The following is a 26747-nucleotide window of genomic DNA, read 5'->3' as shown; positions in this document are numbered from 1 at the left end:
CGGTGCCCGTCTCGAACGAGAACATTCGCGATCAGATCGGGCGACTCGCACGGGAACTCCACGGCGATCCCGGGGAAGACGTGATCGACCCCGAGGGAATGCTGCTCGAGGTCACCGAAGCGGCCGTCCGGGTGCTGCCAGGCGTCGACCATGCCGGGGTCACACTGGTCACCCGTCGCGGTTCGGCCGATCGGCTCGCGCAGTTGACGTCCACCGCCGCGACCGGTCCGGTCCCCAAGACGGTCGACGCCCTCCAGGAGGCCCACGACGAGGGTCCGTGCTTCGACGCGATCTGGCGGGAACGGACCATCCGGATCGACGACGTGGAGTTCGAGACGCGCTGGCCGGCGTTCGTCGACTCGGTGCGTCGCGAGACCCCGGTGCGATCCTCCCTGTCGATGCAGCTGTTCATCGGGGACCACGAACTGGGTGCGCTCAACCTCTACTCCGAGACCCCTCGCCTGGCCAGTCCCTCGCTCGAGGATCACGCCAACGATCTGGCCACTCACGCCGCCATTGCCTTGCTCGAGGCCCGGCGCGGGCAGCAGTTTCGTAGTGCGCTGGCCAGCCGTGACGTCATCGGTCAGGCGAAAGGGATGCTGATGGAGCGATTCTCGGTCGACGCGGCGGATGCGTTCTCGCTGCTGAAGCGGCTCTCGCAGGAGCGCAACATCCCGCTCGCGCAGCTCGCCGAGCACGTCATCGCCGCCGAGAAACCGCCGCGAACGTGACTCAGGGCACCGGAAGCGGTGCCAGGCTGTTCCCGCGCGGTAGCGAACCGCAGTTGCTCTGCGTCGGCGCCCCCGCGAACCTCTCCGTGAGGTAGTGCAGCGCAAGGGGTTCGAACGGCAGGAAAGCTTCCTGGTGGGTCAGACCGTTGAGCTGCCGGTAGGTGATGTCGACGCCGCGCGAGCAGTAGTCGTCCGCCAGGCCGATGACGTCGCCGGTGATCATCAGGGTGTCGCCGATCGCGTTGTAATGGCCCACCGCGAGAAGCATCTTGGTCGCCGGGGTGCCGGAACGACCCATGATGTTGTCGTTGATCGCCCGCACGACCTGCGGGACGTCGAGAAGTCCGGTGTACGGCGGTTTGACCATGTCCGCACTGGTGAGTCCGGCGTACTTCGACGCGAACTCCGAGATGCACTCGTCGCTGACGTCTGCGGCGACCTGCCGGCCGCGCGCGGACAGGAACGTCGACGTGTCGAGTCGGTAGGTCCGCTGGTAGGCGACCACCAGCGCCGGGATGACGCCCGCCCACTTCGCGCTGCCGTTGATGTAGGGCAGGTTGTGCGCGAGGTCCACGGGCAGGCCGCCCGCGGCGGCACCCACGATGTTGAGTTCGGGGGCGTATCGCGGCGCGACCTCGGCGCCGAACTGTGTCGGGATCGACCCGCCGGAGTAGCCGACCAGGCCGACCGGGGTCGACTGCGGCAACCGCAGGAAGGACTGCGCGGCGCGGACGCCGTCGAGCGCGGCGTATCCCGACTGCCGGCCGATGGTCCACTGCAGCTTCTCGCCCTCGTAGTCGGGGACCACGACGGTGTAGCCGGCCGCGAGATAGCCTGCGATGACGCCTTGTTCGGCGGTTGCCGTGCCGTTGGTGTACCCGCCGCTGAGCGTGTACGACGGATCGCACTGAGACCCGAGCGCGTCGTAGGCCATGTGATACGAGACCAGGCGCGTGGGGCCCGGGGTCAGGGGCCGGAGCACGGTCGCGACCGTCACCACGCTCCGGCCGAACTGGTCGGTGGTGCGATAGAGCACCTGTGAGCCGGTGATCGGCGTGGACATCGTCGGCGTCCGGAATTGCATGGGACGGCTGCGGAGCACCGCGCCGGGCGCGACCCCGGCCAATGAGGCGTCGTAGGAATAGAACGGATCGGCCGACGGCAACGGCGATCCCGGGCCGGGCGTCGCCTGCGCCGGAGGCGCGCTCGCGAGCATTCCGGCGATCACGCCGACGACCAGACCGATGACACCCACGCGCAGCCAACTCGTGCGCACCCCGAACGACATGGCTCATCTAAGCACCGAACGGACCGGTATGGGCGGGTGTTACGCAACGACGACGCTGCTCACCGCACCGCTCATGCGGTGAGCTTCGAGAGTGCGGGCTCGAGGGCGTCGACCGCCCACGGAACCGAGTAGACCGTCGGCGCCCCGAACGCCGAGGCGGTGTCGTTGGTCAGGAACACCGTTGCGCCGGACCGGACCGCGGGCAACGAGTCCCATCCCGGGATCGTAGCGAAGACCTCGGGCCCGCCCACCAACGGCCAGAAGATCAGCAGATCGGAACCGAGCAGATCCACCCGCTCGCTCGAGACGATGACGCGCTGGCCGTTGTCGGAGAGCGTGGTGACGCGGGGGTCGAGCCGCAGGCCGAGTTCTGCGAGCAACTTGGCCGACGGATCTTTGTCGGAGGTGACCACACCGAACTGACGCTCCGGCGTGAGCTGACCGAAGGTCGCGGTCTTGCCCTGGACCGCAGGGTATTTCTTCTTGATTGCCTCGATCTTCGCGTCGACCTCGGTCTGCGCTTCGGACGCCTGGTCCTCCTTGCCGAAGATCGTGCCCGCGGTGCTCAACACCTGCTGCCAGGTGTCGTTGACGGTCTCGGTGCTCATGACGGGAATGGTCGGCGCGATCTTCGACAGGATGTCGTACGCCGCACGGTCGGGCAGGTAACCCGCGAGGATCAGGTCCGGGTCGAGCTTCGCGACCTCGGCGACGTCCGGCGAGGCGCCGACGTCGACCGGGATGACGGTCGACTCGTGCGGTGGGGTCCATGCGAACCGGTTGCCCGGACCCGAGTATCCGGCGGAGACGAACTCGGCGGTGATCGGGACGTCCAGTTTGATCAACGAGTCGGACCAGGCGGTTGCGCCGGTGAGGGTGACCACCCGCTTCGGCGTGCCCTCGACCACTGTCGACCCGTACTGATGGTCGACAGTGGTCCGCTCTGTCGACTCCGCTGAGTTCCCACCGGAGTTCCCGTCATTTCCGGAGGAACACCCCAGGGCGAACACGAGCACGGCGACGAGCAGGACCGGGACGGTGAGAGGCCGTTTCGAGTGCATGGAGGTTAGGTTAGGGTAACCAATCATCTCGGATCAAGCGTGATGTCTGCCCGGCCTGTGCGGGCTGTTCTGCTGAGGGGGCCGGTCGGGCCGCCGATTCCATTGCTTCTACGTTGGACGGATGAGCAGACCGACCACGATCGCATGGGCGGCCCTCGCGGCCGTCGTCGTCGTCCTCGGTGTCGCCGTGCTCATCGACCGCGAACCCGCGCCCGCACCCGCGGACACCGCCGTCGCCGCCGACCGCCTGGTACGCCCGGACAGTCACCGCCTGACGGCTCCGGCCGACGAGCGGGCCCGATTCGTCGAATTCCTCGACTTCGAGTGCGAGGCCTGCGGCGCGGTCCATCCGATCATCGAGGACCTGCGGCGCACTTATGGCGACCGGATCACCTTCGTGGTCCGCTACTTCCCGATGCCCGGCCACTTCAACGCCGAACGCGCGGCCCGCGCCGTCGAAGCCGCTGCGGCACAGGACAGATTCGAGCAGATGTACCAGCGCATGTTCGCCACCCAGGCGCAATGGGGTGAGCAGCGGGTGCCCGCCGACGATGTGTTCCGCGGCTTCGCGCTCGACCTCGGACTGGACATGCCCGCGTTCGACTCCGCGTACAACAGTCCGGCCACGCTGGAGCGGATTCGCGCCGACGTCGCCGACGGTCTGGCCCTCGGCGTGCAGGGCACTCCCACGTTCTTCCTCGACGATCAGCGCCTCATGCCGACCACCATCGACGACCTCGCCGGTGCGCTACACCGGGCGGCCACCGCCGCCTGAGCCATCGGGGCGGCGCGACCGGGCGGCGCCGGAGCTCGAAACATGGGATGTTAGGTTGTTTTTCGTGTCCGGACAGATCACCCCACCCCGTAGGACCAGTGAGCTCGTCGTGCAACGAATGCAGGAGCTGATCGCCGACGGCACCTGGCCACTCGGCGAGCGGATTCCCGCCGAGCCAGAGCTCGTGGCGCAGTTCGGGGTGGGACGGAACACGATCCGCGAGGCCGCTCGGGCGCTCGAACACGCCGGCATGCTGGAGCCGCGGCGCGGCGACGGAACCTATGTGCGCGGTCGGAGCCCACTCGCCGGCGCCATCGCACGGCGCTCCACTCCGTCGGAGCTCCGCGATCTCCTCGAGGTGCGTCGCGCACTCGAGAGCGAGTCGGCGGCCGGTGCAGCCGGTCGTGCCGACGACGAAGACGTGAAGCGACTGCGCACGCTGCTGTCCCGCACCGAGCGTGCCTTGGCTGACGGCGACCTGGATCGATACACCGAGGCAGACATCGCTTTTCACGCCGAGCTCGTCGTCGCCTCCGGCAACGCACTGCTCATCGAGATGTACGACGGGATCGCGGAGGTCATCGCCCGCACGCACCCGGCGGTGCTGCGCCGTCCGCTGGCCGAGCAGACGCACCCGCGGGGGCACCGCGACGTCGTCGACGCGATCGAACGGGGTGACGCCGGTGCGGCGCGCGCGGCCGTGTACGCGTACGTCGACTTCACCGAGGTGCCGGAATGAGCGGGCAGGCTCTGTCGACCCGCGAGCGGACCGGTGTCGGGGTGATCGTCACCGCGGTCGGGGTGATGCTGGTCGCCGCTAACCTGCGACCGGCCGTCGTGGCCGTCGGGCCGCTGATCGGCGTGATCTCCGACGATGCCGGGTTCAGCAGCGCGGTCGCCGGCCTGCTCACCGCGCTTCCGGTGCTCTTCTTCGGACTCTCCGCCCCGGTCGCGCCCCGCCTCGCCAACCGCTTCGGCATCGAACGGGTCATCTTCGGTGCGCTACTGGTGCTGATCGTCGGCATCCTCGTGCGGCTGATCCCGTCCGCGGCGGCCCTCTTCGCCGGCTCGGCGGTCATCGGAGCCGCCATCGGCACCTGCAACGTCGTGCTCCCGGCGCTGATCAAACGCGACTTCGCGCACCGCTCCGGGCTCATGACGGGTCTCTACTCGATGACGCTGTCCGGCGGTGCCGCGGTGGCCTCCGGGGTGAGTGTCCCCATCGACGACGCGCTGGGCGGGAACTGGCGTCTTGCGCTCGCGATGTGGGCGATCCTCGCCCTGGTCGCCGTCGTCGTGTGGATCCCGCAACTCCCCATGGTTCACCGGGTGACCTCGGCCGCGCCGACGTCGTCGTTGCTGAAGAACCCGATCGCGTGGGCGATCACGGTGTTCATGGGTACGCAGTCGTTGATCTTCTACACGTTCGTCGCGTGGTTGCCGCAGTACCTCGTCGAGACCGGGATGTCGCCGCTGCGGGCGGGCGCGGTTCTGGCGTCGGCGCAGGTCGTCGCCTTGATCATGTCGCTGCTCGCGCCGATCGTCGCCGGCCGCTTCGCCGATCAGCGTGTCGTGACCCTGTCGGTGATCACCGTGTGCGCCGTCGGCTTCGTCGGCCTGTTGAGCACCGACGTGTGGCCGGGGTTCTGGGCCGCCTGCGTGATGGTCGGACCCGGCTCGTCGATCAGTCTGGCTCTGCTCTTCATGGTGCTGCGCAGTTCCGGGTCCGAGCAGACGGGCCAGGTGTCCGGGATGGCGCAGTCCGTCGGGTACCTGGCCGCGGCGGCCGGTCCGATCGTCATCGGCGGAATCCATGACGTCACGGGGTCGTGGACACTCGCGATGGCGGTCCTCGGTCTCGTGTTGGTGCCGCAGGCCCTCTCGGTGCTCGGGGCGGCCAAGAACGTCAAGATGACCGGCTGACTCCGGCTGAGTCCGGGCGGTTCCGGTGCTACAGCGGGCGAATCCGCGCAACCTCGATACCGGTCAGCCCTGACCGCTAATCTGTTGCGCATGCATTGCGTGGTCGTGGGTGGGGGACTCGCCGGTCTGGCGTCGGCGGTGTGGCTCTCGGAGGCAGGTCAGCGCGTCACCGTGCTCGAACGGCGCGGTTCGCTCGGCGGTCGCACCATCTCGATGCCCCTGCACGCCGTCGACGACGTCCCCGACAACGGTCAGCACGTGTTCGCCAGCGGATACGAGCACCTCATGCGCTACCTGGACAGTGTGGGCACCCGTCAACACGTGGCATTCCCGGGGCGCATGACGGTCCGCATGCCCGGCGGGGCGACCCGCACATCGGGTTTCGCGGGCCTGTCCGGGCTCCGCGCGGCGCTCGGCGACCTGCCCGGGGTGACCGGCCTCGACCGGCTACGGACCGCGCGTGCGCAGATCACCCTGATACGTCAGGCATTTCGGCAACCCGACTGGCTCGATGACATCACGGCCGACGAATGGTTCCGGCGCATCGGACTGCCGCAGTCGGCGCGCGACGCGCTCTGGGACGGCATCGTCATCGGTCTCACCGGGGACAAGCCGGACATCTCGTCGGCCAAGGTCCCGGCCGATCTGCTGGTGACGGGAGCCCGGCGGGCTCGGGAGACGCGGACGCCGATCTCGATCGGATACCCCACCGTCGATCTCGACACGCTGTTCATCGAGGGCGCCGAGAAGCGTTTCGCCGATGCCGGTGTGGAGGTCCGTCACCGCGCGGTGGTGTCGTCGATCGACGTGACCGACGGGACCGTGCGCGGTGTGACCCTCGCCGACGGCGAGAAGATCGCGGCCGACGCGGTCATCTGCGCGGTGCCGGTGTGGAACGTGAAGGGGCTCCTCGATCAGGTCCCAGGACACGACCGCATCTATCGTGCCGTCGAGAACCTGACCCCGGTGCCCATCGTGAGCGTGAACCTCTACCTCGACCGCTCGATCGGGATGGCCGACTGGGGCGAGATCCTCTACGGCGGTGAGGGTGTGCTGGAGCAGGTCTGGGACCGCCAGCGTATGCACGGCCGCGAACCGCGCGACAATCACTTCTATTCGACGACGGTATCGGCGTCGTATGACCTGATCTCGAAGACGAACGCCGAGATCACCGACATCCAGATGGACATGCTGCGGCGGTACTTTCCGCAGGCGGCCGATGCCGAGGTGGTCCACAGCCATGTGGTCCGGATGCCGAAATCGACCTTCGCGCAACGACCGGGAACCGCGGGCATCCGCCCCGACCAGCGCACCGAGGTCGACGGTCTCGCCCTCGCCGGTGACTGGACCCGCACCGACTGGACCACGACGATGGAGGGCGCGTGCCAGAGCGCGGCCCGGGCCGTCGACATCATCCTGGAGTACGCCCGCCGCGGCTGAGTCGAGGGTGCTGTCCGCCGCGCATACCAGCATGGTTGCGGGGCGCCGTCGTCCCTGGCAGGGTGCAAGATACGGACGTTCCCGGCACGCGTGAAGACCGATCGCGCCGCCGACGCCGTGCAGATCGCGACGCGTCGCCGTCCGACGGTCGTGCACAACATCATCACCTTGCCTGCCGCCGAGGCGTATCTGCGTCGAGAGCGGCCCGCCGGATGAGGGAAAGGATCGTTGAAGATCGTGGCAACTCACACAGCAACCAAGATCTCCGAGACCGCCGACACTCGCGGACCGGCCACCGTTCCGTCGGGCGCACAGCCGACGAGTGCGAGTGTCGACGTCTATCGCACCCGCCTCGCGCAGCGCAGCCAGATCGAGCCGCGTCCGCACAACACGGTGTGGGGGAGCATGGGAAACCCCGGGCCACTGTCCGCCCCCGAGCTCCGACGCTACGCCGACCGCGGATATCACACGGAGACAAGCGTTCTCGCCGACGCCGACATCGCCGACTGTCTTCGCGAGGTGGACGCGATCACCGAGCGGCTCGGTGACGACGAGCGGGTGATCCGCGAATCGTCGAGCGGTGACGTGCGATCGTTGTTCGCGGTGCATCAACTCAGTGACATCATCGCCGAGATCTGCTCGCGTGAATCGATCGTCGGCGTCGCCCGGCAGATCCTCGACGACGACGTGACCATCCACCAGAGCCGGATCAACCTGAAGCCGGGCTTCGCCGGTGGACCCTTCTACTGGCACTCGGACTTCGAGACCTGGCACGCCGAGGACGGCATGCCCGCGCCGCGCGCACTGAGTGTGTCCCTCGCCCTCACACCCAACTTCACGACCAACGGCCCGCTGATGATCATTCCCGGTTCACACCGGCGGTTCGTCAGCTGTGTGGGCTCGACACCCGGTGACTACCACCGCGAGTCGCTGACGTCCTACCGGCCGCCGTTCGGGACGCCGGAGGAAGAGGACGTCGCAAGACTCGCCGACGAACTCGGTATCGACACGATCACCGGGCCGGCCGGGTCCGCACTCTACTTCGACTCCAACTGCCTGCATGCCTCCGGCGGGAACATCACGCCCTACCCGCGTAGCAATCTGTTCGTCGTCTTCAACGCGAAGTCGAACGCACTCCAGGAACCTTACGGCGGGACCGCACCGCGCCCGGATCACCTGGCGCACCGGTGATATCGACCGACCCATCGCTCCCTGAGGTGCGGTCGCACCCCCGCTGCTCCCTGAGGTGCGGTCGCACCCCCGCTGCTCCCTGAGGTGCGGTCGCACCCCCGCTGCTCCCTGAGGTGCGGTCGCACCCCCGCTGCTCCCTGAGGTGCGGTCGCACCCCCGCTGCTCCCTGAGGTGCGAGCGAAGGCCCACCTTTGCTCCCTGAGGTGCGAGCGAAGCGAGCCACGAAGGGTCAGAACCCCGTCGACGAACCCAGGTCCGGGGCGGGTCCGGCGAAGAGGTGTTCGTTATCGAACCTCGCGGGGAGTCCGGCCGCGAGGTAGGTGCCGATGCCGGGCTGGTCCAACTCGCCGAAGAGTGGATTGCGTTCCAGTACACCCGATTCGACGACCTCGCCGAAGGTTCGGTAGCGCTCCCAGAGGACGGAGGTCTCGCTCAGCGCGGCCTCGACCTCGGCGGTGGTGTGCCGCGCGAACCACGCCGCGAACAGCGGTGTGAGAACTGCGCGGTGGGTGTACCTGTCGTCCTCGGTGCTGAAATCCGCATGCAGTGCCCGCTCGACGGCGGCGACCGCGTCACCGGTCCCGGTCATCTCGACGAGGCCGCGGAAGTGGCGCGGGGTCAACGCGACCAGCATGAACCGACCGCCATCGGCGGCCTCGAAGTCGGTTCCGTACGTGCCGTACACGTCGTTCCCGGTGGCCGGGCGGGTGCCGCCGCCCAGTTGCGGTTCGGTGAGATATCCGAGCGTCCCGGCGATGGCGAGGGCGGTGTCCTCCAGGGGCAGGGTGATCTGGGCTCCGATGCCGGTCCGATCCCGGCGTCGGACCGCCGCCGTGATCGCCAGTGCGGCATAGAGGCCGCAGGCGACATCCCAGGCCGGCAGTGCGTGGTTGACGACGCCGGCGTAATCGGTGGGCCCGGTGATCGCCGGGAATCCCAGCGCCGCGTTGACGGTGTAGTCGACTCCCGGGGTGCCGTCGGTGCGGCCGAGCAACTCCAGCGTGATGACGTCGGGGCGCCGGGCGGTCAGAGTCTCGTGACTCATCCACGACCGTCCACCCGCGTTGGTGACGAGGATGCCGCCGCCCGGGCCGCTGTCGGTGACGAGGTCCTGAACGACCCGCTGACCCGCGGGATCACGGAAGTCGACGGTGACCGATTTCTTGCCGCGGTTGAGGCCGGTCCAGTAGATCGAGTTGCCGTCGCCGGTGACCGGCCACCGGTTGACGTCGGCGGCGCCGCCGATCGGGTCGACACGGATCACCTCGGCGCCGAGCTGCGACAAGGTCAGACCACACAGCGGTGAGGCGACGAAGCTCGACACCTCCACGACGCGGAGGCCTTCGAGCGGACGGGGATGCGAGCTCATGCGCGGAAACTCCTGGAGTGTGGAATGGGGGATTCGGCAGACGATCAGGCCATCAGGACGCGGAAACGCCAGTCGAGGACCTCGCGATCGGAGTCGTCTCCGTGTACGACGACGGTGGACCGCAGGCGCAGGACACCTCCTCCGGTGGCCAGCGGCGTGGCCTCCTCGACGAGGATCGTCGAACTGAGGGTGTCGCCCTCGTGTACCGGTCCGGTGTGATCGCACGAGTCCCAACCGGTCACCGTCACCAGGTTCGGGAGGGCCCGGTTCGCTTGTGCGAGAGCCAGTCCGATGGTGTGGCCGCCGTAGACGAGGCGTCCGCCGGCGGCCGCGCCGGCCACCCGTTCATCGTGGTGTGTGGCCGCGATGTTCAGCGAGAGCCGGGCGAGTTCCGGTGCGCTGGACACCACGTCGGCGCTGGAGGTGAAGGAGCGGCCGGCGAGGTCGGGAGAGAAGTGCTGTCCGCGTACGGATTCGCGGAAGGTGGCGAGGTCCCATGCGGGGATGACGGGTTCCGCGTCGTGTCCCGGTCCGATGGTGCTCAGGTCATCCGCGTGCCCGGTGCGTCCGGCATCGGTGCCGGGCGACAACGGCAGCATCGCGCAGCGATAGAAGTCGAGGACGGTTGCGCCGTGCTGATCGGTCGTGACCATGTGCAGCGCGGCGAGGCCGGTCGGCGCGCGACCCGGCTTCGATGTGTTCTCGCGCAACCCGACCACCTCGGTCACGGTTGTCAGCGTGTCGCCGATCCGGGGGTGGCTCAGGAACCGCAGGCCGCGGTAGAAGAGGTTCGCCTTCACGTGATGGGTGGCCAGCGTGGATTGACCGATCGCGATGTCGGTGACCAGCCCCGGATGGGCGAGTGTGCCACCACCGATCACGCGACCGGACAGGTGCGCGTCGAGTGCCAGGCGCAGACGATCGCCGAGGATCATCTGGTGCGCCGCCGCGAGGCCGTCGGTCACCGTGAGCGACGGGGCATCGTCGAAGATCTGCCCGGGGGACAGTTCGTCGAAGTAGGGGCCGCCGACGGCGGTGGTCGCGTCGCCGGTCGGGTCGGGTGCGGTCATTCTGCTCCCTTCGCAAGCACGCGTCGCGCGGAGACAGCGAGCGCCTCGTCGAGCATCCGGCCGTCGAGTTCGGCCGCACCGGCGCCGGCGGCGGCCGCCTTCTCGAGCGCGTCGAGGACCCGTCGTGCGTCCTCCACGGCGGCGGCGTCCGGGGTGAAGATCTCGATGGCGGACTGCAGCTGAGCGGGATGGATCACCCAGGTGCCGTCGAATCCGAGGTCGCGGACCCAGCGCTTGGCGTCGCGGAAGGTGTCGTCGTCGGCGATGGTGAGATGCGGTCCGTCGATGACGTCCACGCCGGCCGCCCGCGCGGCGAGCAGCACCGAGTCCTGGACGACGTGCCACGTCTGCATCGGCAGCCCGGAGCTGCGTCCCAACGACGCGGCGAGATCGGCGTAACCGATGAGGACGGCGTCCAGCCGGTTCGTGGCCGCGCAGATGGCGCCCGCGTCACGGATACCGCGGGGCGATTCGAGCAGCGCTTGCAGGCGCACCGGCGCCCGGCCGAGCTGTTCGTCGGCGGACCGGAGATCGGCCGGCGAGTCGGCCTTCGGCAGCACCACCGACGTCAGAGTGGGCATCTGGGCACAGGCGGCGAGGTCGGCGGCGGCCCAGGGCGTGTCGATGGCGTTGACGCGCAGGGAGATCGCGCGGTCGGCGCCGAACTCGGCGACCAGATCGGCGGCCGCTGCGCGTGCGGAGTCCTTGTTCGCCGGGGTCACCGCGTCCTCGAGGTCGAGGACGACCTCGTCGGCGATCGAAGCCAGCGCCTTGCGGGCCTTGCGGTCGTCGGAGGCGGGCGCGACCAGGACGGCTCGTCTTCTCTGCACGGGTGCTCCAGGGGTCGAGTCAAATGTGCGGCCATATGTGATGCCGTTCCGGTTCTATCAGACTCCGTCGGGCTTTGAAAGTGTTGACAGGCGGGGCGACGATCGACAAAATGGCCGTACAAATCTGGCCGTACACCGTAGGGGCACCATCATGAGCTCGCTTTCCGCCGAAGAGACTTTTCTGGTCGACACCGTGCGGTCCTTCGTCGACCGCGAGGTGAAGCCGTCGGTCCAGGAGGTCGAGCACGCGAACGAGTACCCCGAGAAGTGGATCGACCAGATGAAGCAGATCGGCATCTACGGTCTCGCCGTGCCCGAGGAGTTCGGCGGCTCGCCGGTGTCGATGCCGTGCTATGCGCGGGTCACCCAGGAACTCGCGCGCGGGTGGATGAGCCTGGCCGGAGCGATGGGCGGGCACACCGTCGTCGCGAAACTGTTGGCGCTGTTCGGCTCCGAGGAGCAGAAGCTCCGGTACCTGCCGCGGATGGCGACCGGCGAACTACGCGCCACCATGGCGCTCACCGAGCCGGGTGGCGGCTCCGATCTGCAGGCGATGACGACCGTGGCGAAGACCGATGGCGACGAGCTGGTGATCAGCGGCGCGAAGACCTGGATCAGCAACGCGCGGCGATCCGGTCTGATCGCCCTGATGTGCAAGACCGACCCGGGAGCGCGGCCACGGCACAAGGGCATCTCGATCGTGCTCGTCGAACACGGTCCGGGACTGACCGTCTCACGCGACCTGCCCAAGCTCGGCTACAAGGGCGTCGAGAGCTGCGAGCTGTCCTTCGACGGCTATCGCGCACCCCGGTCGGCGATCCTGGGCGAGGTTCCGGGCAAGGGCTTCGGTCAGATGATGAAGGGCCTGGAGACCGGTCGTATCCAGGTCGCGTGCCGCGCGCTCGGGGTGGCGACCGCCGCACTCGAGGATTCGCTCGCCTACGCGCAGCAGCGGGAGTCGTTCGGTCAGCCCATCTGGAAGCACCAGTCGATCGGCAACTACCTGGCGGACATGGCCACCAAACTCACCGCAGCGCGCCAGCTGACCTGGCACGCCGCGGAGCAGTACGACCGGGGCGAGCGTTGCGACATGGAAGCGGGTATGGCCAAGCTCTACGCGTCGGAGGTGGCGATGGAGATCGCCCTGAACGCCGTGCGCATCCACGGTGGCTACGGTTACTCCACCGAGTTCGACGTCGAGCGATACTTCCGCGACGCCCCGCTGATGATCGTGGGGGAGGGCACCAACGAGATCCAGCGCAACGTGATCGCGGCGCAGCTGGTGTCCCGCGGCGGCATCTGAGTTCGTGTCGATCGGAGCGGAAGCGGTGGGATGAGTGGGTGACATGGGCCAGCCCGAACCGGCGTACAAGACGCTGGCCGCCGAGCTGCGATCGCAGATCGTCGCGGGGCGATACGCCGGCGGCGTGCGGTTGCCGACCGAATCCGAGCTGTCCGAGGAGTACGGGCTCAGCAGGCAGACCGTCCGCCGCGCATTCCTGGAACTCGTGACCGACGGCTCGGTCTACCGCGTCCCCGGCCGCGGGACGTTCGCGACCGAGAACGCGGGTCAGTATCTGCGCCAGCTGGGTTCGATCGAAGACCTGATGAACCTGTCCGCGGACACGGCGATGCAGGTGCTCGAATCACCCGCGCGCCGTGTCGATCTCGAAGCCGCGGGCCGGCTGCGACTGGACACCGACGTGGTGTACCGCATCGTCTTCCAGCGCTTCCACGACGGGGTCCCGTTCGTCGTGACCACCGTGTGGTGGCCGGAGTCGGTCGCACGCCTGGTGATCGACGCCCCCGAGGTCGAGGCCGGTGCGCGCAGTGACCACACGATGATCGGCCTGCTCGAACCGCATCTGGCACACCCGATCGAGGAGTGCGCGCAATCGATCACCGCCACCGTCGCCGATGCCGCGACCGCCGCCCGACTCGGCTGCCCCGTGGGGCACACGGTGCTGCGCGTCGACCGGTTGTACACCGATTCACGCGGCCGGGCAGTCGAACTCGCGGTCAGCCACTTCCTCCCCGAGCACTACACCTACCGGGTCACGCTGCGCCGCACCACCGAACCGCGATCGGAGTGAGTCGTAGACCCACTGGTCGCTGACCCGCAAGAAGCGTTCCCCCTCCGCTCCCTGAGGTGCGAGGAGCGCTACCCCCTTCCGCTCCCTGAGGTGCGAGGAGAGCGGGGTCCCGCACGAAGCGGTACCCGTCTCAGCTCCGAGCGGGAAGTGGTTGCTCTTCCGGCACATTCGACGATCCGCGACGCGACGGAATGGTGAGTGTGATCGCCATGCCGACGAAGGCGGCGGCCGCGGCGACGAGGAAGCACCAGGTGAACGTCGACTCATCGGGAACCTCGGTGCCGCCGAGCGGGATCGTGGCGCTGGCCAGGATCAACGCCATCACGGCGGAGGCGATGGTGGTGCCCAGCGAACGCATGAGTCCGTTGAGTCCCACGGCGGCACCGGCCTCGGTGGCCGGGACCGAACCCATGATCAGGGTCGGCATCGCGGCGTAGCCGACACCCACGCCGATGGCGCACACGATCGACGCCAGCATCAGCTTCCAGGCCGCATCCATGAGGAAGAAGGCGAGCAGGTAACCGAATCCGAGGATGGCGGCGCCGATGGCGAGGGTGATCTTGGCGCCGATCCGGTTGATGAGGATGCCCGAGATGGGCGCGAAGATCATCATCATCAGTCCGCCGGGCGCCATCCACAGACCCGCGGCCAGAAGCGATTGTCCCAGACCGTATCCGGTGGCCTCCGGTAGGCGCAGCAGCATCGGCAGCACGATGGACTGGGCCATCATGCCGAATCCGATTGCCGCGGCCGCGATGTTGGTCAGCAGGACGGCGGGTCGTGCGGTGGTGCGCAGATCGACGAGCGGCTCACGCTGGCGCAGTTCGAAGAATCCCCATCCGATCAGCACCAGGATTCCGCCGATGCCGAGTCCCAGTGTGGCGCCGGACGTCCAGCCCCAGTCGTTGGCCTTCGACACCGCGATGAGGAAGGCGGACAGTCCCACGGCCAGCCCGATCGCGCCGGGGATGTCGATGCGGCCGCCGGCGGCGTCGTTGACGCGCGGGACCAGGACCAGCACCGCCACCGTGACGAGGACGCCCAGGCCGGCGGCCACATAGAACAGGGCATGCCAGTTCCAGGTCTGGACGATCCAGGCCGCGAGCGGTAGGCCGATCGCGCCACCGACACCGAGGGTCGCGCTCATCGCGGCGACGGCCATCGAGGTGATCCGGGGCGGGGTGATCTCGCGGATGAGGCTCATCCCGACGGGGATGAAGCCCATGGCCAGGCCCTGCACGCCGCGTCCGATGATCAGGGGGATGAGTGAATCGCCCAGCGCGCAGATCAGCGAACCGAGGGTGAGCAGCACCGCGCTCACCAGGAGGACACGCTGCTTGCCGAACATGTCGCCGAGACGTCCGGCGATCGGCATGGCCACGGCGGCGGCGAGCAGGGTCGCGGTGATGATCCACGAGGCGTTGCCGATCGACGTCCCGAGGAGACGGGGGAGGTCGGGCTGGATCGGGATGATCAGCGTCTGCATCAGCGAGGCGACCAGACCGCCGAAACAGAGCACCACGACGCTGCCGATGGCACCGGCGGGTGCCTTCTCGACGGCGTCCGACGGGTCGTCGGTCAGCTCGGGTGCGGAACCTCGTACTTGGCTCATGGGAGAGACCTCCTTCGAGGTATGCAGCATACATATGTAATGTACACATGCAAATCGGACAGTAGATTGTCCACGTCGAGAGATGGAGGAGAGATGTCGGAGGACCATGCGCCCTGGCAGTCGCCGGTGCATCGTGACCTGGCGCAGGAGTTGCTGCGGATGTCACGGCGTCGCAGCCTGGTGCACCCCGGCGTCGGGCTGGAACGCTCGGCCTTCGCGATCCTCTGGATTCTGTCCGACGGTCGGCCGCGGACGTTGCGTGAGCTGACCGCCGACCTCCAACTCGAGCAGTCGACGGTCAACCGGCAGGTCAACGCCGCCATCAAACACGGCTATGTCGAGCGATTCGAGGTCGAGGACTCGTTGTCGAAATTGATCCGCCCGACCGAGGCGGGGCGGGAGGCGTTCCGGCGCGATGGTCTGCTGCGCGCCCAACGGCTCGAGCAGGTCTTCGCCGACCTGGCCCCCGGCTCGCCGCAGGCTCTGCTCCACGAACTGCGTGCCTTCAACGATGCCTACGAGCGGACCCAGCACCGGCACGGCGCGACCGATGAATCCGACAGCGGGAAGAGGGGATTGGCGTGACCCCGGCCGGCACATACGTGGTGACCGGTTCGGCGTCGGGGATGGGTTCGTCGGTGGCCGCCGCCCTGCGCGCGGACGGACACGCCGTGATCGGGGTCGATCAGCGGGACGCCGAGGTCATCGCCGATCTGTCGACACCCGAGAGTCGACGCGGCGCGGCCGATGAGGTCCTCGCCCGATCCGGCGGGCGGCTCGATGGGGCCGTGTTGGCCGCGGGCATGGGCCCCGCGACCGGGCGGGAGCGGAAGATCGTCGAGGTCAACGTGTTCGGCGTACCGACCTGCTGACCGCCTGGCGTTCGGCGCTGTCCGCCGGTACGGAATCGAAAGTCGTTGTGTTCGGCTCCCATCGGGCAGCGCCCCGATTCCTGCGGACGATGTACCGCGCGCCCAGGAGGGGAATGGTCGCCGAGTACTAGCTGGTCACAGGCCCGCCCGTTCGAGCGCTTCGTCGAATTCCTCCGAGGCCTGCTTCTCGCTCTTGCCGTCGTCGAGCGCCTGGCGATAGACGGCGAAGAGTTCGGCGCCCCGTTCTACATAGGCCTGCGTCCAGCGCTCGGCGTCGACACGCCAGTAGCCGATGACGTCATAGGACCCGCGGTCCCAGCGGAGGTTTCCGCGGAGGTGCTTGCGCACCGCGCGCGACTCGGCGGCCTCGCCGGCGAACCAGCAGTACGCGCCGGAGGTCGGCAACGTGAGCCCGCAGACCGTGTCAGCGAGCCGGCTCGGCGTGCGGGAGTTGCCACCGACGAGCGTGATCAGCTCGACATCGCGCTCGGGTAGGTAGGACAGTTCGGTCGGTGCGGGTACCTCGACCACTGCGGTGACCCCGTCGGTCGACGGCAGTTCGTCGAGGATGCGTGCCAGGGCGGGGAGCCCGGCGAGGTCGGCGGCGAGGATCAACCGCTCGACGCCGGCGGGTGGCGCGTACCAGCACCGCGCGTGCGTCATCACCACGTCGTACCCCGCCTCGGCGCGTTGCGCCCACAGCGTCGCGGGGCCGGCGGCATGGATGACGAAGTCGACGACCATGGTCCCGGCGGAGTGGTCGACCGACCGGATCGAGTAGTTTCGGCCGTCGGGTGCCGGTTCGATGTCGTAGTAGGCCCACGTGCCGTCGCGACATTCCATATCCGGTGTGACACGCTCGGGGTCGTGCGGGAAGTAGATGCCCACGGCTTCGTCGGCGCCGCCGGGCAAGCCGAGTCCTGGCAGATCGGCCACGTCGAAGACGATGCGACGCAGATTGGGCGTCAGGTCGGCGACGTCGGACACGCGTGCTCTGGAATAGCCCATGAGGTAACCCTAACCTGAGTTGGCTGGACCCGGGTTACTAGGATATGCAACCATCTGAGAAGCCTGTCGGTGTGGAGAGGAGTTCGTCCGTGTCGGAACCATCGGTCTTGACGGAGAAGAACGGGTCGGCGCGGTCGCTGGTCCTGAACCGTCCGAAGTCCATCAACGCGATCGATCACGAGATGGTCGGCTCGATGGCCGAGCACCTCGCGGCCTGGGCCGCCGACGACGCGGTCGAGGCCGTCGTTCTCTCCGGCGCCGGTGAGCGGGGGCTCTGCGCCGGCGGTGACATCGTCGCCATCCATCGCGATGCGTCCGCGCTGAGCGGCAATCCCGAGTCGACCGACCGCGATGCCGAGCAGTCGCCGTCGGCGCGGTTCTGGTTCGACGAATACCGGCTGAACGCGCTGATCTCCGGCTACCCCAAGCCGTATGTCGCGATCATGGACGGCATCGTGATGGGCGGCGGGGTCGGGGTCTCCGCGCACGGCGACATCCGTGTCGTCACCGACCGCACGAAGCTCGCGATGCCCGAGGTGGGCATCGGATTCGTGCCCGATGTCGGTGGCACGCACCTCCTCTCACGCGTTCCGGGCGGACTCGGAACCTACGCCGGTCTCACCGCCGGACACCTGCGCGGGGCCGACGCCATCGCGATGGGTCTGGCCGATCACTTCGTCCCGTCCGAATCGCTCCCGGCGTTCCTCGCCGCGATCGGCGACTCGGGAGTCGAGGCGGCCCTGTCCGAGCACGCCGTCGACGCGCCGGCCTCCGAACTCGCCGAACAGCGGGAGTGGATCGCGGAAGCGTTTGCGGCCGAGACGGTCTCGGAGATCATCGAACGATGCCGCGCGGTCGGTACGCCCTTCGCCGACAAGACCGCCGACGCCATCGCCGCGAAAAGTCCGACCGCACTGGCTGTCACGCTGCGATCGTTGCGGGAGGCGGCCGGCGACGCGACCCTCGAGGACACGCTGGTCCGTGAATTCCGCGTCTCGGTGCGCTGCCTGCTTCATCCCGACATGGCCGAGGGCATCCGCGCCCAGGTCATCGACAAGGACCGTGACCCGAAGTGGGCCGCGTTCTCCGAGGACGCCGTCGACGCCTTCTTCGCGCCGCTGCCCGACGACCTCACGTTCCCGACCGCCTGACCCAGGAACGCCCTTCACCGCGAACCAACGGCGACGATGCCGGACCTTCCCGCGTGCGGGTTCAGCCCGTAGCATCCCGCCCCGTACGACCAGCCCCGTACGACCGGGCCGTCACCGACCGAAAGAGGACTCACCATGACCGAACACCAGACCATCATCGTCGAGACCAGCGGCCGGGTGGGCATCATCACCCTCAACCGCCCGAAAGCACTGAACGCGCTCAACACCGAACTGATGAACGAAGTCGTCGGTGCCGTCCGCGAATTCGACGTCGACCAGGGGATCGGCGCCATCGTGATCACCGGTTCAGAGAAGGCGTTCGCCGCGGGCGCCGACATCAAGGAGATGTCGTCGAAGTCCTACGCGGATGTGGTGAACGAGCAGTTCTTCGGCGCCTGGGATGAGCTGTCGCGGGCGCGTACGCCGATCATCGCGGCGGTCACCGGTTACGCACTCGGCGGCGGCTGCGAGCTCGCGATGTTGTGCGACACCATCATCGCCGGCGACAACGCCGTCTTCGGTCAGCCCGAGATCAACCTCGGCGTCATCCCCGGCATCGGCGGCTCGCAGCGTCTCACCCGCGCCGTCGGCAAGGCCAAGGCGATGGACATGGTGCTCACCGGGCGGCAGATGAAGGTCGACGAGGCCGAACGCCTCGGCCTCGTGTCGCGCGTCGTGCCCAAGGAGGACTGCCGCGCCGCCGCCATCGAGGTCGCCGAGGTCATCGCCTCGAAGTCGCTCATCGCGTCCGCGGCGGCCAAGGACGCGGTCAACCGCGCCTTCGAGTCGAGCCTGGTCGAGGGCGTCCGCGCCGAGCGCGCGCTGTTCTACTCCACGTTCGCGACCGACGACCAGACCGAGGGAATGGCTGCCTTCGTCGAGAAGCGGGACCCGAACTTCACCCACCGCTGAGCCACAACGTCCGCACACCCACCCTTTGTCGGCATTTCCACCCCCTGTGCGGTGGGTGGATCTGCCGAAAAGGGGTGGGTTCAGACGATCAGGAGAGGGTGCGTAGTACCGACAGAGCCCGGTCGACGAGCGGGGTCCGGCGCCCGTCCGGGAACGCGACGGCCAGTTCGACCTCGTCGGCGGTGTCGAGCGGCCGATAGACGACGCCGGGCACGCCCAGCGCCGAGGTGGGTTCGGGGACCAGGGCTACCCCCACCCCGGCAGCCACGAGTGTCACGAGCGTCGACGTCTCCTCGACCTCGTGCCGGATGCGCGGGACGAATCCCGCGCGTCCGGCGGCGGCCGACAGGACCCCGTGCATGATCGACTTCCCGCCGCCCGCGTGCACGATGAAGTCGTCGCCGGCCAGCAGTGCGAGGTCCACGGTCGCGTCCGGTGCGCCGTGGGCGAGCGGATGGTCATGGGGCAACGCCACGATCAGGCGGTCGCAGCGGATCGGTTCGATCTGCAGTCCGGTCGTGTCGACCGGCATGCGCAGCAACGCGAGGTCGATGTCCCCGGCCGCGAGCGCGGCGATCTGGGCAGGTGCCAGCATCTCGCCGCGAACGCTGACGTCCACATCCGGTAGTTCGTCGTTCAATGCGCGCACCAGCGCGGGTAGCAGCGAATAGGTGGCCGAACCCACGCACCCGATCGCGAGGTTGCCCTGACGTCCGTCGGCGATGCGCTGCGCCTGCCGTGATGCGGCGTCGACCGAGTCCAGGATCGCGACAGCTCGCTGCAGGTAATCAGCACCTGCCGGGGTCAGCTCCACGCGCCGCGTCGACCGGACCAGCAGAGCGACGCCGAGCTCGTCCTCGAGCTGGCGGATCTGCTGCGACAGCGGTGGCTGGGCCATGTGGAGCCGATGGGCGGCCCGGCCGAAGTGCAACTCCTCGGCGACGGCGCGAAAGTACCGCAGGTGTCGCAGTTCCATGCTCGCCAGTGTGCGCTGATATCTGGTCCATATCAATTTCTGCCAAATGGATACTTCTCCATATCGATGCCGGTCCTTACGGTGGTCCCATGGCTTCTCTCCCCACAGATGCGGGTACCGACGTCGTCGTCTGCTCACCGCTGCGCACCCCGGTCGGGCGCATGGGCGGGGCGTTGTCGACGGTCCCCGTCACACGCCTGGCCACCGACCTCCTTCGTGAACTCACGGGTCGCACCGGGCTGGGGGAGGGCGATGTCGACGACGTGATCCTCGGGCAGGGCTACGCCAACGGCGAGTCACCGGCGCTCGGCCGGATCGCGGCCCTGGACGCGGGTCTCGGTGTCGGAGTGCCGGGCATGCAGATCGACCGTCGCTGTGGTTCCGGACTGCAGGCGATCCTCACCGGCGCCGCGGCGGTCGCGACCGGAGGTGCCCGCCTCGTCGTCGCCGGTGGCGCCGAGTCGATGTCGACCGTCGAGCATTACGCGCTGGGCCTGCGGTCGGGGATCAAGCAGGGCGGCGTCGAACTCCGCGATCGCCTCGACCGCGGGCGACTGACCGCGGGCGGCGAGTCGCACCCGGTTCCCGGCGGGATGATCGAGACCGCCGAGAACCTCCGTGCTAAGTACGGCATCTCGCGGGCCGAGCAGGACGCGTTCGCGGCCCGTTCCCACGAACGGGCGATCGCGGCGCACGACAGCGGCCGCTTCGCCGACGAACTGGTGCCCGTCACCATCCCGGGCCGGCGGGGCCGTCCCGACACCGTCGTCGACCGCGACGAGCATCCGCGATCCGATGCGTCTGTCGAATCCCTTGGCGCGCTTCGTCCCATCCGACTCAAGATCGACGCCGAGTCGACGGTCACGGCCGGGAATGCCTCGGGCCAGAACGACGGTGCGGCCATGGCCGTGGTCACCACGCGCGCCGAAGCGGAGCGTCGAGGGCTCGAACCGCTTCTCGCGCTGCGCTCGTGGGCCGTCACCGGGTGTGAGCCCGAGACGATGGGCATCGGACCGGTGGGAGCCACCGCCGCCGCCCTCGACCGCGCAGGCCTCACGCTGGACGAGATCGACCTCATCGAACTCAACGAGGCCTTCGCCGCCCAGGTGCTCGCCTGCCTGGCCGAGTGGAAGGTCGACCCGACCGACGATCGACTCAACCCCAACGGGTCCGGCATCTCGCTGGGCCATCCCATCGGGGCGACCGGCGCACGCATCCTCGCCACCGCGGCCCACGAGGCGCGCCGTCGCGACGCCCGATACGTCCTGGAGACGATGTGCATCGGCGGCGGACAGGGACTCGCGGCCATCTTCGAGGCGACCCGATGAGCGTGCAGGTCCATGCTGTCGTCACCGGGCGTCCCGACGGGCCGGCGGTCGTGCTGTCCAACTCACTGGGGTCGACGCATCGGATGTGGGACGCGCAGATCGACGCGCTCGAGGAGCGGTTCCGGGTCGTCCGCTACGACACCCGCGGGCACGGTGATTCGCCGGTTGCGCAGGGCCCGTACACGATCGACGAGTTGGCCGACGACGTCATCGCCCTCCTGGACCGGCTCGACATCGAACGCGCACACCTCGTCGGGCTGTCGCTCGGCGGAATGACCGTGATGCGGGTCGCCGCACGGAATCCCGAACGCGTGGAGCGGTTGGCCCTGCTGTGCACCGCGGCGTATCTGCCACCGGCACAGGGCTGGACCGACCGGGCCGCGCTCGTGCGTGCCGACGGCACCTCGGCGGTCGCCACGGCCGTGGTCCAGCGATGGTTCACCCCCGGGTACCTCGCTGCGAACTCCGAGGCGCGTCAGGGGTATGAGGCGATGGTCGCCGGCACTCACGCGGAGGGATATGCGGCCTGCTGTGAAGCGATCGCCGCGATGGATCAGCGACCCGACCTCTCGTCGATCACCGCCCCCACGCTGGCGATCGCCGGTGCCGACGACCCGGCCACCCCGCCGGATCTGTTGCGCGACATCGTCGATGCTGTGCCGCACGGCCGCCTGCTGGTGGTCCCGGACTGTGCCCACCTGGCCAACGCCGAACAAGCCGACACCATCACACCCGCACTCATCGAACACCTGGAGCAACAATGAGCACTCGCGACAGTGCCGCCACGACGACGGTCCTCGACCGTCCCGGCGGCCCGATCAAACTCGCGGCGTCGTCGGCCGAGGCGGTCGCCGACATCCCCGACGGTGCGAGCATCGCGGTCGGGGGCTTCGGGCTGGCCGGGATCCCCGGCTTCCTGATCGACGCGCTTCTCGAGCAGGGTGCGGCGAACCTGACCATCGTCTCCAACAACTGCGGAGCCGACGGCGCGGGCCTGGGGCTGCTGCTGGAGGCCCGTCGCATCGACCGGGTGGTCGCGTCCTACATCGGCGAGAACAAGGAATTCGGTCGCCAGTTCCTGTCCGGCGAGGTCACCGTCGAACTCACACCGCAGGGCACCCTCGCCGAACGCATGCGCGCCGGCGGAAGCGGGATCGGGGCGTTCTTCACCCCCACCGGCGTCGGCACGCTCGTCGCCGAGGGCGGGCTGCCCTGGCGCTACCACTCCGACGGCACCATCGCGGAGGCGTCGCCGCGCAAGGAGGTTCGGACCTTCCACGGTCGGGAGATGGTCCTCGAGGAGTCGATCGTCACCGACTACGCACTCATCCGGGCAGCGGTCGTCGACACCGATGGCAACTGCCGGTTCCATGCCGCCGCACGCAATTTCAATCCGCCGGCGGCGATGGCCGGGCGCGTCACGATCGTCGAGGCGGAGAAGGTGGTCGAGGTCGGCGAGCTCGGACCCGACGAGATCCATCTGCCCGGCATCTTCGTGCAGCGGATCGTCGAGCTCGCCCCGGAGCAGGTCGCGCGCAAGGGGATCGAGAAGCGCACGGTCCGTGAACGTCCCACCGCATCGCCGTCAGCCTAGGAGTGTCGACATGACCTGGACCCGTACCGAGATGGCCGCCCGCGCCGCTCGCGAACTCACCCCCGGTGACTACGTCAACCTGGGAATCGGGCTGCCCACCATGATTCCCGACCTCATGCCCGACAACTCCGGTGTCCACCTGCACGCGGAGAACGGCATCCTCGGGGTCGGACCGTTTCCCTACGACGACGAGGTCGACCCCGACCTCATCAACGCCGGCAAGCAGACCGTGTCGGTGCTGCCCGGGGCCTCGTACTTCGATTCGGCCACGAGCTTCGCGATGATCCGCGGCGGGCACGTCGACGTCGCGGTCCTCGGTGGCATGCAGGTCGCGATGAACGGCGACCTGGCCAACTGGATGGTGCCGGGCGCGCTCGTCAAGGGCATCGGTGGCGCCATGGACCTCGTCAACGGCGCAGGCCGGGTCATCGTGCTGATGGACCACGTCACCAAGAAGGGTGATCACAAGCTGCTCGAGGGCTGCGCGCTCCCACTGACCGGCCGCGGCGTGGTGAGTCGCGTGATCACCGACCTCGGTGTGTTCGACATCGCCGGAACGGGATTCGACGTCGTCGAGTTCGCCCCGGGCGTCGACCTGGGGATGGTCGCGGACGCGACCGGTGCGCCGGTGGTCGACCGCACCACCGCCTACGCGACGGCCGGGACGTAGATCGCCTGCAGGCGCAGACGCACGGTCGACGGAATCTGACGCACAGTCGACGGAATCGGACGCACGGTCGACGGTTTCGGACGCACGGTCGACGGAATCTGACGCACGGTCGACGTCACCGGCGTGTGGCGGCCAACTCGGCGCGGGACCGGACGCCGAGCTTCGCGTAGATCCGGGTCAGGTGGTACTGCACCGTCTTCGGTGAGATGTAGAGTTCGGCCGCCACTTCCCGGTTCGACAGGCCACGCGCGACAAGGGCGGTCACTGCCTCCTCCTGGGGTGTGAGTTCGGCGCCATCCCTTGCGGCGGTGTGGTTCTCGCCGCGCGACGTCGCGAGTCCGCCGGCCTTCAGTTCGCGTTCACAGCGTTCGACGTAGGTGGTCGCGCCGAGCGACAGATACAGGTCGCGGGCGGTCCCGATGACGGCGTCGGCGGCCCGGCGCTTGCCCGCACGTCGCAACGTCTGACCATAGGCGAAGTTCACCCGCGCCTGGTCGTAGCGCAGGCCGAGACCGTCGAGGAGTTCGATGCCCTCTTCGAAGGTGCGTCGTGCTCCGTGGATGTCACCGGTCGCGCCGAGGTGGCGGCCGCGTGCGTATTTCATCCGGGCTGCCGACGACCGGTGGCCCCGCTCGGCGGACCGGATCTCGTAGCGTCGCAGCAGGTCGTCGGCGGCCTCGTGCCGTCCCTCGAGGACCAATGCGTTGGCGAGGACGTCGACCCACGGCCACAGGCCCGGCTCGGACAGGGCCGGGACGGACTCGGCCATCGCGACAAGCGGTGTCAGTATTCGCCGAACCCTGCCGTAGTCGGCCGCGGCCTCCGCCAGCTGGGCCCGGGCCAGCAGGTCGGGTATCCGCATGATCTCGTAGTCGCCGATGGAGGTGCTGCTCTGCGCGATACTCCCATGCGCGTCCTCCCAGTTCCCGCGCAGCGAATGGATCTGGCTCGCAGTCCAGTTGAGCAGGGGCGTCGTGAGCGCGATGCCGCTGCTGCGGGCCAGCGCGCGACCGGTCTCGACGCCACGCAGGGCCTCGTCCCAGTCGCCGGTGAGGAACTGGACCCGGGCGAGCCAGGCCATCGCCCACAACGTGATCCGGGTCGAGCCGCCGAGTTGCGCCATCGACACGGCGGTTTCGAGATCGGTACGCGCCGCGTCGATCTCGTCGAGGCCGAGCTCGAGCCAACCGCGGCCCATGATCGCGCGCTGCGCCTGCGCGCCGTACCGAACCCGTTCGGAGACGGTCTCGTACTCGGCGCGTGCGGCATCCGGATGTCCCGACCACGCCAGTCCCAACCCGCGGATGACGGCGGCCTCCACTCGGGCGGCCGATCCGGCGTCGGCCATCGCGTTCGCGCGATCGGCCCAGTCGACCAGTTCGGTGCCCTGGCATCGAACCAGATTGTGCAGGACGAAACGTTGCGCGATCAGGGCGGCGACATCGGGCTCGCGCTCGACGTTGACGATCGCCCACGCCCGGTCGAGACGCAGCTGTGCCTCCGCCGACCGGCCCCGCAGGATGGCGAGGTACGCCAGGGTCGCGTTGCGCAGCGGTGTCTCGCGCAGGCTCTCCACGGTGGGTACCAGCGAGCCGGCGCCGGTGCAGTCGCCCGCGGCGAGAAGCGAATCGACCGCGAGCGTCACCCGTGTGTCGCGCTGCAACGGATCGGGGGTGAGCCGGCCCGCCTGACGGTACAGCCCGGCGGCCTCGGCCCACGCACCGTCGGCGCCGCGGGCACGTGCCAGGTCGGCGAGCGCGTCCGCGAGGGCGGCGTCGACCGTCGAGGTGGCCGCGACGCGGTGATGAAGCTGTCGGGCTGGGTCGTCGACCAGCCCCGCGGCCCGGCGGTGGGCGTCGCCCACGGTCTTCATGCCGAGGACCTCGAGGACGGCGGCCCGCACCAGGGGGCCGGCGAGACGCGGTTGCGCCTCCGCGGGTGTCAGCGCCCCGTCGTCCGTCACCAGACCGGTTGACCGCGCGTCGTCGATCGCGGCCAGGGGGTCGGTGATCCCGGCGAGCGCGATCGCGGTGGCGAGGGGCTCGGCGGGGTCGAGGATGGCGAGCGCCTCGATGAGCGCGCGAGCGGGTGTCCCGTTGTCGGGCAGTCGGTTCCGAACCATGGAGACCACGTGGGCCGGCGCGGGCAGCCCCACACCGGTGCGGGACCAGGTGCCCGCCGGGACCTCGTCGAGCAGGGCGACGATGTCGCGCGGATTCCCGCCGGTGTGCCGGGCCAGTTCCTCGCGCATCGCCGGGTGCAACACGATGCCGCGCTGCGCGGCGATGTCTGCCGTACCCGGTGCGTCCAGGCCCTCGAGTCGTAGCTCGTCGAGTGCGTTGCCGACGAGCCGGGCACCCGGCCGAGACATGGTGATAACGACGAGGATTCGGCGATCACGGTGTTCGCGGGTGAGCGAGACCAACGCCTGCAGGGACTCCTCGTCGGCGAGGTCGGCGTCGTCGACGGCGATGAGTACGGCGGTGTCGCCGGGCATCTGGGTCGATGTCTCCGCAGGGGCGGTGACCGCTGCGAGGAGTGCGTCGAGGAGGTCGTCCGCGGTCGGGTCGGTAGCGGTCGTGGGGGTGGCGTCGGGCCGGTCCTGTATCAGTTGCCGGATGAGTGCGCCGGGCGTGTGCACTCGCCACGGTGACACCGCGGCCCACAACGTGGAACCGGTTGTCGGAGCGGACAGTCGCCGCCGGACCAGGTACCTCAGCAGCGTCGTCTTGCCGATGCCGGGATCTCCCGTGACGGCCAGAAAACCCGACTCCGACACGGCGTCGAGCCGCGAGGACAGCAACTCGATCTCGCGGTCGCGGCCGACACACCCGCCGGTGACCATCATCGGTC

General features: G+C 68.9%; 25 protein-coding genes and 1 pseudogene. 17 read left to right on the top strand and 9 right to left on the bottom strand.

The features are described from left to right. The first annotated feature begins 2 nt into the window (after nucleotides 1-2). On the top strand, nucleotides 3-731 hold the full coding sequence (locus CA982_RS04265; RefSeq protein WP_244176122.1) for a GAF and ANTAR domain-containing protein: 729 nt from the start codon (nucleotides 3-5) through the stop codon (nucleotides 729-731). Between the two features lies 1 nt (nucleotide 732). On the opposite strand, the gene CA982_RS04260 is transcribed toward CA982_RS04265, so the two are convergent. Both CA982_RS04260 and CA982_RS04255 read right to left on the bottom strand, forming a co-directional pair. After that, nucleotides 733-2019 carry a lipase family protein gene (locus tag CA982_RS04260; RefSeq protein WP_086534096.1) on the bottom strand — a complete coding sequence of 429 codons (1287 nt, stop codon included), beginning with the start codon at nucleotides 2017-2019 and terminating at the stop codon, nucleotides 733-735. A gap of 71 nt (nucleotides 2020-2090) precedes the next feature. Continuing rightward, nucleotides 2091-3080 carry an ABC transporter substrate-binding protein gene (locus CA982_RS04255; protein ID WP_086534095.1) on the bottom strand — a complete coding sequence of 330 codons (990 nt, stop codon included), beginning with the start codon at nucleotides 3078-3080 and terminating at the stop codon, nucleotides 2091-2093. Between the two features lie 121 nt (nucleotides 3081-3201). Between CA982_RS04255 and CA982_RS04250 the strand changes: the two genes are divergently transcribed. From CA982_RS04250 to thpD, 6 genes are all read left to right on the top strand, one after another. Continuing rightward, nucleotides 3202-3855 carry a DsbA family protein gene (locus CA982_RS04250; protein ID WP_086534094.1) on the top strand — a complete coding sequence of 218 codons (654 nt, stop codon included), beginning with the start codon at nucleotides 3202-3204 and terminating at the stop codon, nucleotides 3853-3855. 64 nt (nucleotides 3856-3919) lie between these two features. After that, nucleotides 3920-4594, top strand: a complete 675-nt coding sequence (locus CA982_RS04245; RefSeq protein ID WP_086534093.1) for a FadR/GntR family transcriptional regulator — start codon at nucleotides 3920-3922, stop codon at nucleotides 4592-4594. Then, nucleotides 4591-5778, top strand: a complete 1188-nt coding sequence (locus tag CA982_RS04240; RefSeq protein ID WP_086534092.1) for a CynX/NimT family MFS transporter — start codon at nucleotides 4591-4593, stop codon at nucleotides 5776-5778. Before CA982_RS04245 ends, CA982_RS04240 begins: the two co-directional genes overlap by 4 nt. 90 nt (nucleotides 5779-5868) lie before the next feature. Beyond that, nucleotides 5869-7218: a hydroxysqualene dehydroxylase HpnE gene (gene hpnE / locus CA982_RS04235; protein ID WP_086534091.1), complete on the top strand. Its 1350-nt coding sequence runs from the start codon at nucleotides 5869-5871 to the stop codon at nucleotides 7216-7218. Between the two features lie 90 nt (nucleotides 7219-7308). Then, nucleotides 7309-7434 (top strand): hypothetical protein, encoded by a 126-nt coding sequence (locus CA982_RS27055; protein ID WP_279627956.1) that lies wholly within the window; start codon nucleotides 7309-7311, stop codon nucleotides 7432-7434. A gap of 21 nt (nucleotides 7435-7455) precedes the next feature. After that, the gene (gene thpD / locus CA982_RS04230) at nucleotides 7456-8409 is read left to right on the top strand and encodes an ectoine hydroxylase (protein WP_086534153.1); all 954 of its coding nucleotides are present in this window, start codon (nucleotides 7456-7458) and stop codon (nucleotides 8407-8409) included. 229 nt (nucleotides 8410-8638) lie between these two features. On the opposite strand, the gene CA982_RS04225 is transcribed toward thpD, so the two are convergent. From CA982_RS04225 to CA982_RS04215, 3 genes are read right to left on the bottom strand one after another with little or no spacing between them, the layout of a single operon-like run. Continuing rightward, on the bottom strand, nucleotides 8639-9778 hold the full coding sequence (locus CA982_RS04225; RefSeq protein WP_086534090.1) for a CoA transferase: 1140 nt from the start codon (nucleotides 9776-9778) through the stop codon (nucleotides 8639-8641). Nucleotides 9779-9822: 44 nt separating this feature from the next. Further along, nucleotides 9823-10848, bottom strand: coding sequence for a MaoC family dehydratase (locus tag CA982_RS04220; RefSeq protein ID WP_086534089.1), 1026 nt, complete (start codon nucleotides 10846-10848; stop codon nucleotides 9823-9825). Beyond that, nucleotides 10845-11678: an HpcH/HpaI aldolase/citrate lyase family protein gene (locus tag CA982_RS04215; protein WP_086534088.1), complete on the bottom strand. Its 834-nt coding sequence runs from the start codon at nucleotides 11676-11678 to the stop codon at nucleotides 10845-10847. Before CA982_RS04215 ends, CA982_RS04220 begins: the two co-directional genes overlap by 4 nt. A gap of 151 nt (nucleotides 11679-11829) precedes the next feature. Here CA982_RS04215 and CA982_RS04210 point away from each other — a divergent pair, with 151 nt between their 5' ends. Then, complete coding sequence (locus CA982_RS04210; RefSeq protein ID WP_086534087.1) at nucleotides 11830-12981, top strand: acyl-CoA dehydrogenase family protein; 1152 nt, start codon at nucleotides 11830-11832, stop codon at nucleotides 12979-12981. Between the two features lie 34 nt (nucleotides 12982-13015). Then, the gene (locus CA982_RS04205) at nucleotides 13016-13771 is read left to right on the top strand and encodes a GntR family transcriptional regulator (protein WP_086534086.1); all 756 of its coding nucleotides are present in this window, start codon (nucleotides 13016-13018) and stop codon (nucleotides 13769-13771) included. Nucleotides 13772-13901: 130 nt separating this feature from the next. Here the strand turns inward: CA982_RS04205 and CA982_RS04200 are convergent, their stop codons facing one another. Continuing rightward, complete coding sequence (locus tag CA982_RS04200) at nucleotides 13902-15383, bottom strand: MFS transporter (protein ID WP_086534085.1); 1482 nt, start codon at nucleotides 15381-15383, stop codon at nucleotides 13902-13904. A 93-nt stretch (nucleotides 15384-15476) separates the two neighbouring features. On the opposite strand from CA982_RS04200, the gene CA982_RS04195 reads away from it, so the two are divergent. Both CA982_RS04195 and CA982_RS04190 read left to right on the top strand, forming a co-directional pair. Beyond that, entirely contained in the window at nucleotides 15477-15968 is a 492-nt protein-coding gene (locus CA982_RS04195; protein ID WP_086534084.1) for a MarR family winged helix-turn-helix transcriptional regulator, read from the top strand. A 41-nt stretch (nucleotides 15969-16009) separates the two neighbouring features. Beyond that, nucleotides 16010-16317: pseudogene (locus tag CA982_RS04190) on the top strand (Rossmann-fold NAD(P)-binding domain-containing protein); the annotation flags it as partial. Nucleotides 16318-16390: 73 nt separating this feature from the next. Here the strand turns inward: CA982_RS04190 and CA982_RS04185 are convergent. Continuing rightward, the gene (locus CA982_RS04185; RefSeq protein WP_086534083.1) at nucleotides 16391-17263 is read right to left on the bottom strand and encodes a siderophore-interacting protein; all 873 of its coding nucleotides are present in this window, start codon (nucleotides 17261-17263) and stop codon (nucleotides 16391-16393) included. A gap of 44 nt (nucleotides 17264-17307) precedes the next feature. Between CA982_RS04185 and CA982_RS04180 the strand changes: the two genes are divergently transcribed. Further along, nucleotides 17308-18414 (top strand): enoyl-CoA hydratase/isomerase family protein, encoded by a 1107-nt coding sequence (locus CA982_RS04180; RefSeq protein WP_208617879.1) that lies wholly within the window; start codon nucleotides 17308-17310, stop codon nucleotides 18412-18414. A gap of 135 nt (nucleotides 18415-18549) precedes the next feature. Continuing rightward, complete coding sequence (locus tag CA982_RS04175) at nucleotides 18550-19326, top strand: enoyl-CoA hydratase (RefSeq protein WP_058249749.1); 777 nt, start codon at nucleotides 18550-18552, stop codon at nucleotides 19324-19326. Nucleotides 19327-19414: 88 nt separating this feature from the next. Here the strand turns inward: CA982_RS04175 and CA982_RS04170 are convergent, their stop codons facing one another. Beyond that, nucleotides 19415-20302 carry a LysR substrate-binding domain-containing protein gene (locus CA982_RS04170; protein ID WP_086534081.1) on the bottom strand — a complete coding sequence of 296 codons (888 nt, stop codon included), beginning with the start codon at nucleotides 20300-20302 and terminating at the stop codon, nucleotides 19415-19417. Nucleotides 20303-20391: 89 nt separating this feature from the next. On the opposite strand from CA982_RS04170, the gene CA982_RS04165 reads away from it, so the two are divergent. Genes CA982_RS04165 through CA982_RS04150 form a run of 4 tightly spaced genes read left to right on the top strand, consistent with a single transcriptional unit; the run spans nucleotide 20392 to nucleotide 23894 of the window. After that, nucleotides 20392-21630, top strand: a complete 1239-nt coding sequence (locus CA982_RS04165; protein WP_086534080.1) for an acetyl-CoA C-acetyltransferase — start codon at nucleotides 20392-20394, stop codon at nucleotides 21628-21630. Then, nucleotides 21627-22394 carry a 3-oxoadipate enol-lactonase gene (pcaD, locus tag CA982_RS04160; protein WP_086534079.1) on the top strand — a complete coding sequence of 256 codons (768 nt, stop codon included), beginning with the start codon at nucleotides 21627-21629 and terminating at the stop codon, nucleotides 22392-22394. The genes CA982_RS04165 and pcaD overlap by 4 nt, the downstream gene beginning before the upstream one ends. Beyond that, a complete protein-coding gene (locus CA982_RS04155; RefSeq protein ID WP_086534078.1) occupies nucleotides 22391-23224 on the top strand; it encodes a CoA transferase subunit A in 834 nt (277 codons plus the stop codon). The genes pcaD and CA982_RS04155 overlap by 4 nt, the downstream gene beginning before the upstream one ends. Nucleotides 23225-23234: 10 nt before the next feature. Continuing rightward, nucleotides 23235-23894, top strand: a complete 660-nt coding sequence (locus tag CA982_RS04150) for a 3-oxoacid CoA-transferase subunit B (protein ID WP_086534077.1) — start codon at nucleotides 23235-23237, stop codon at nucleotides 23892-23894. 115 nt (nucleotides 23895-24009) lie between these two features. On the opposite strand, the gene CA982_RS04145 is transcribed toward CA982_RS04150, so the two are convergent. Continuing rightward, the gene (locus CA982_RS04145) at nucleotides 24010-26742 is read right to left on the bottom strand and encodes a helix-turn-helix transcriptional regulator (protein WP_086534076.1); all 2733 of its coding nucleotides are present in this window, start codon (nucleotides 26740-26742) and stop codon (nucleotides 24010-24012) included. Nucleotides 26743-26747 lie beyond the last annotated feature (5 nt).

The sequence above is a fragment of the Gordonia lacunae genome (genome assembly GCF_002149015.1).
In the GTDB taxonomy this organism is placed as follows: Bacteria; Actinomycetota; Actinomycetes; order Mycobacteriales; family Mycobacteriaceae; genus Gordonia; species Gordonia lacunae.
Note: the sequence above shows the minus strand (reverse complement) of the source record. Positions and strands in the feature narration are given on the sequence as shown.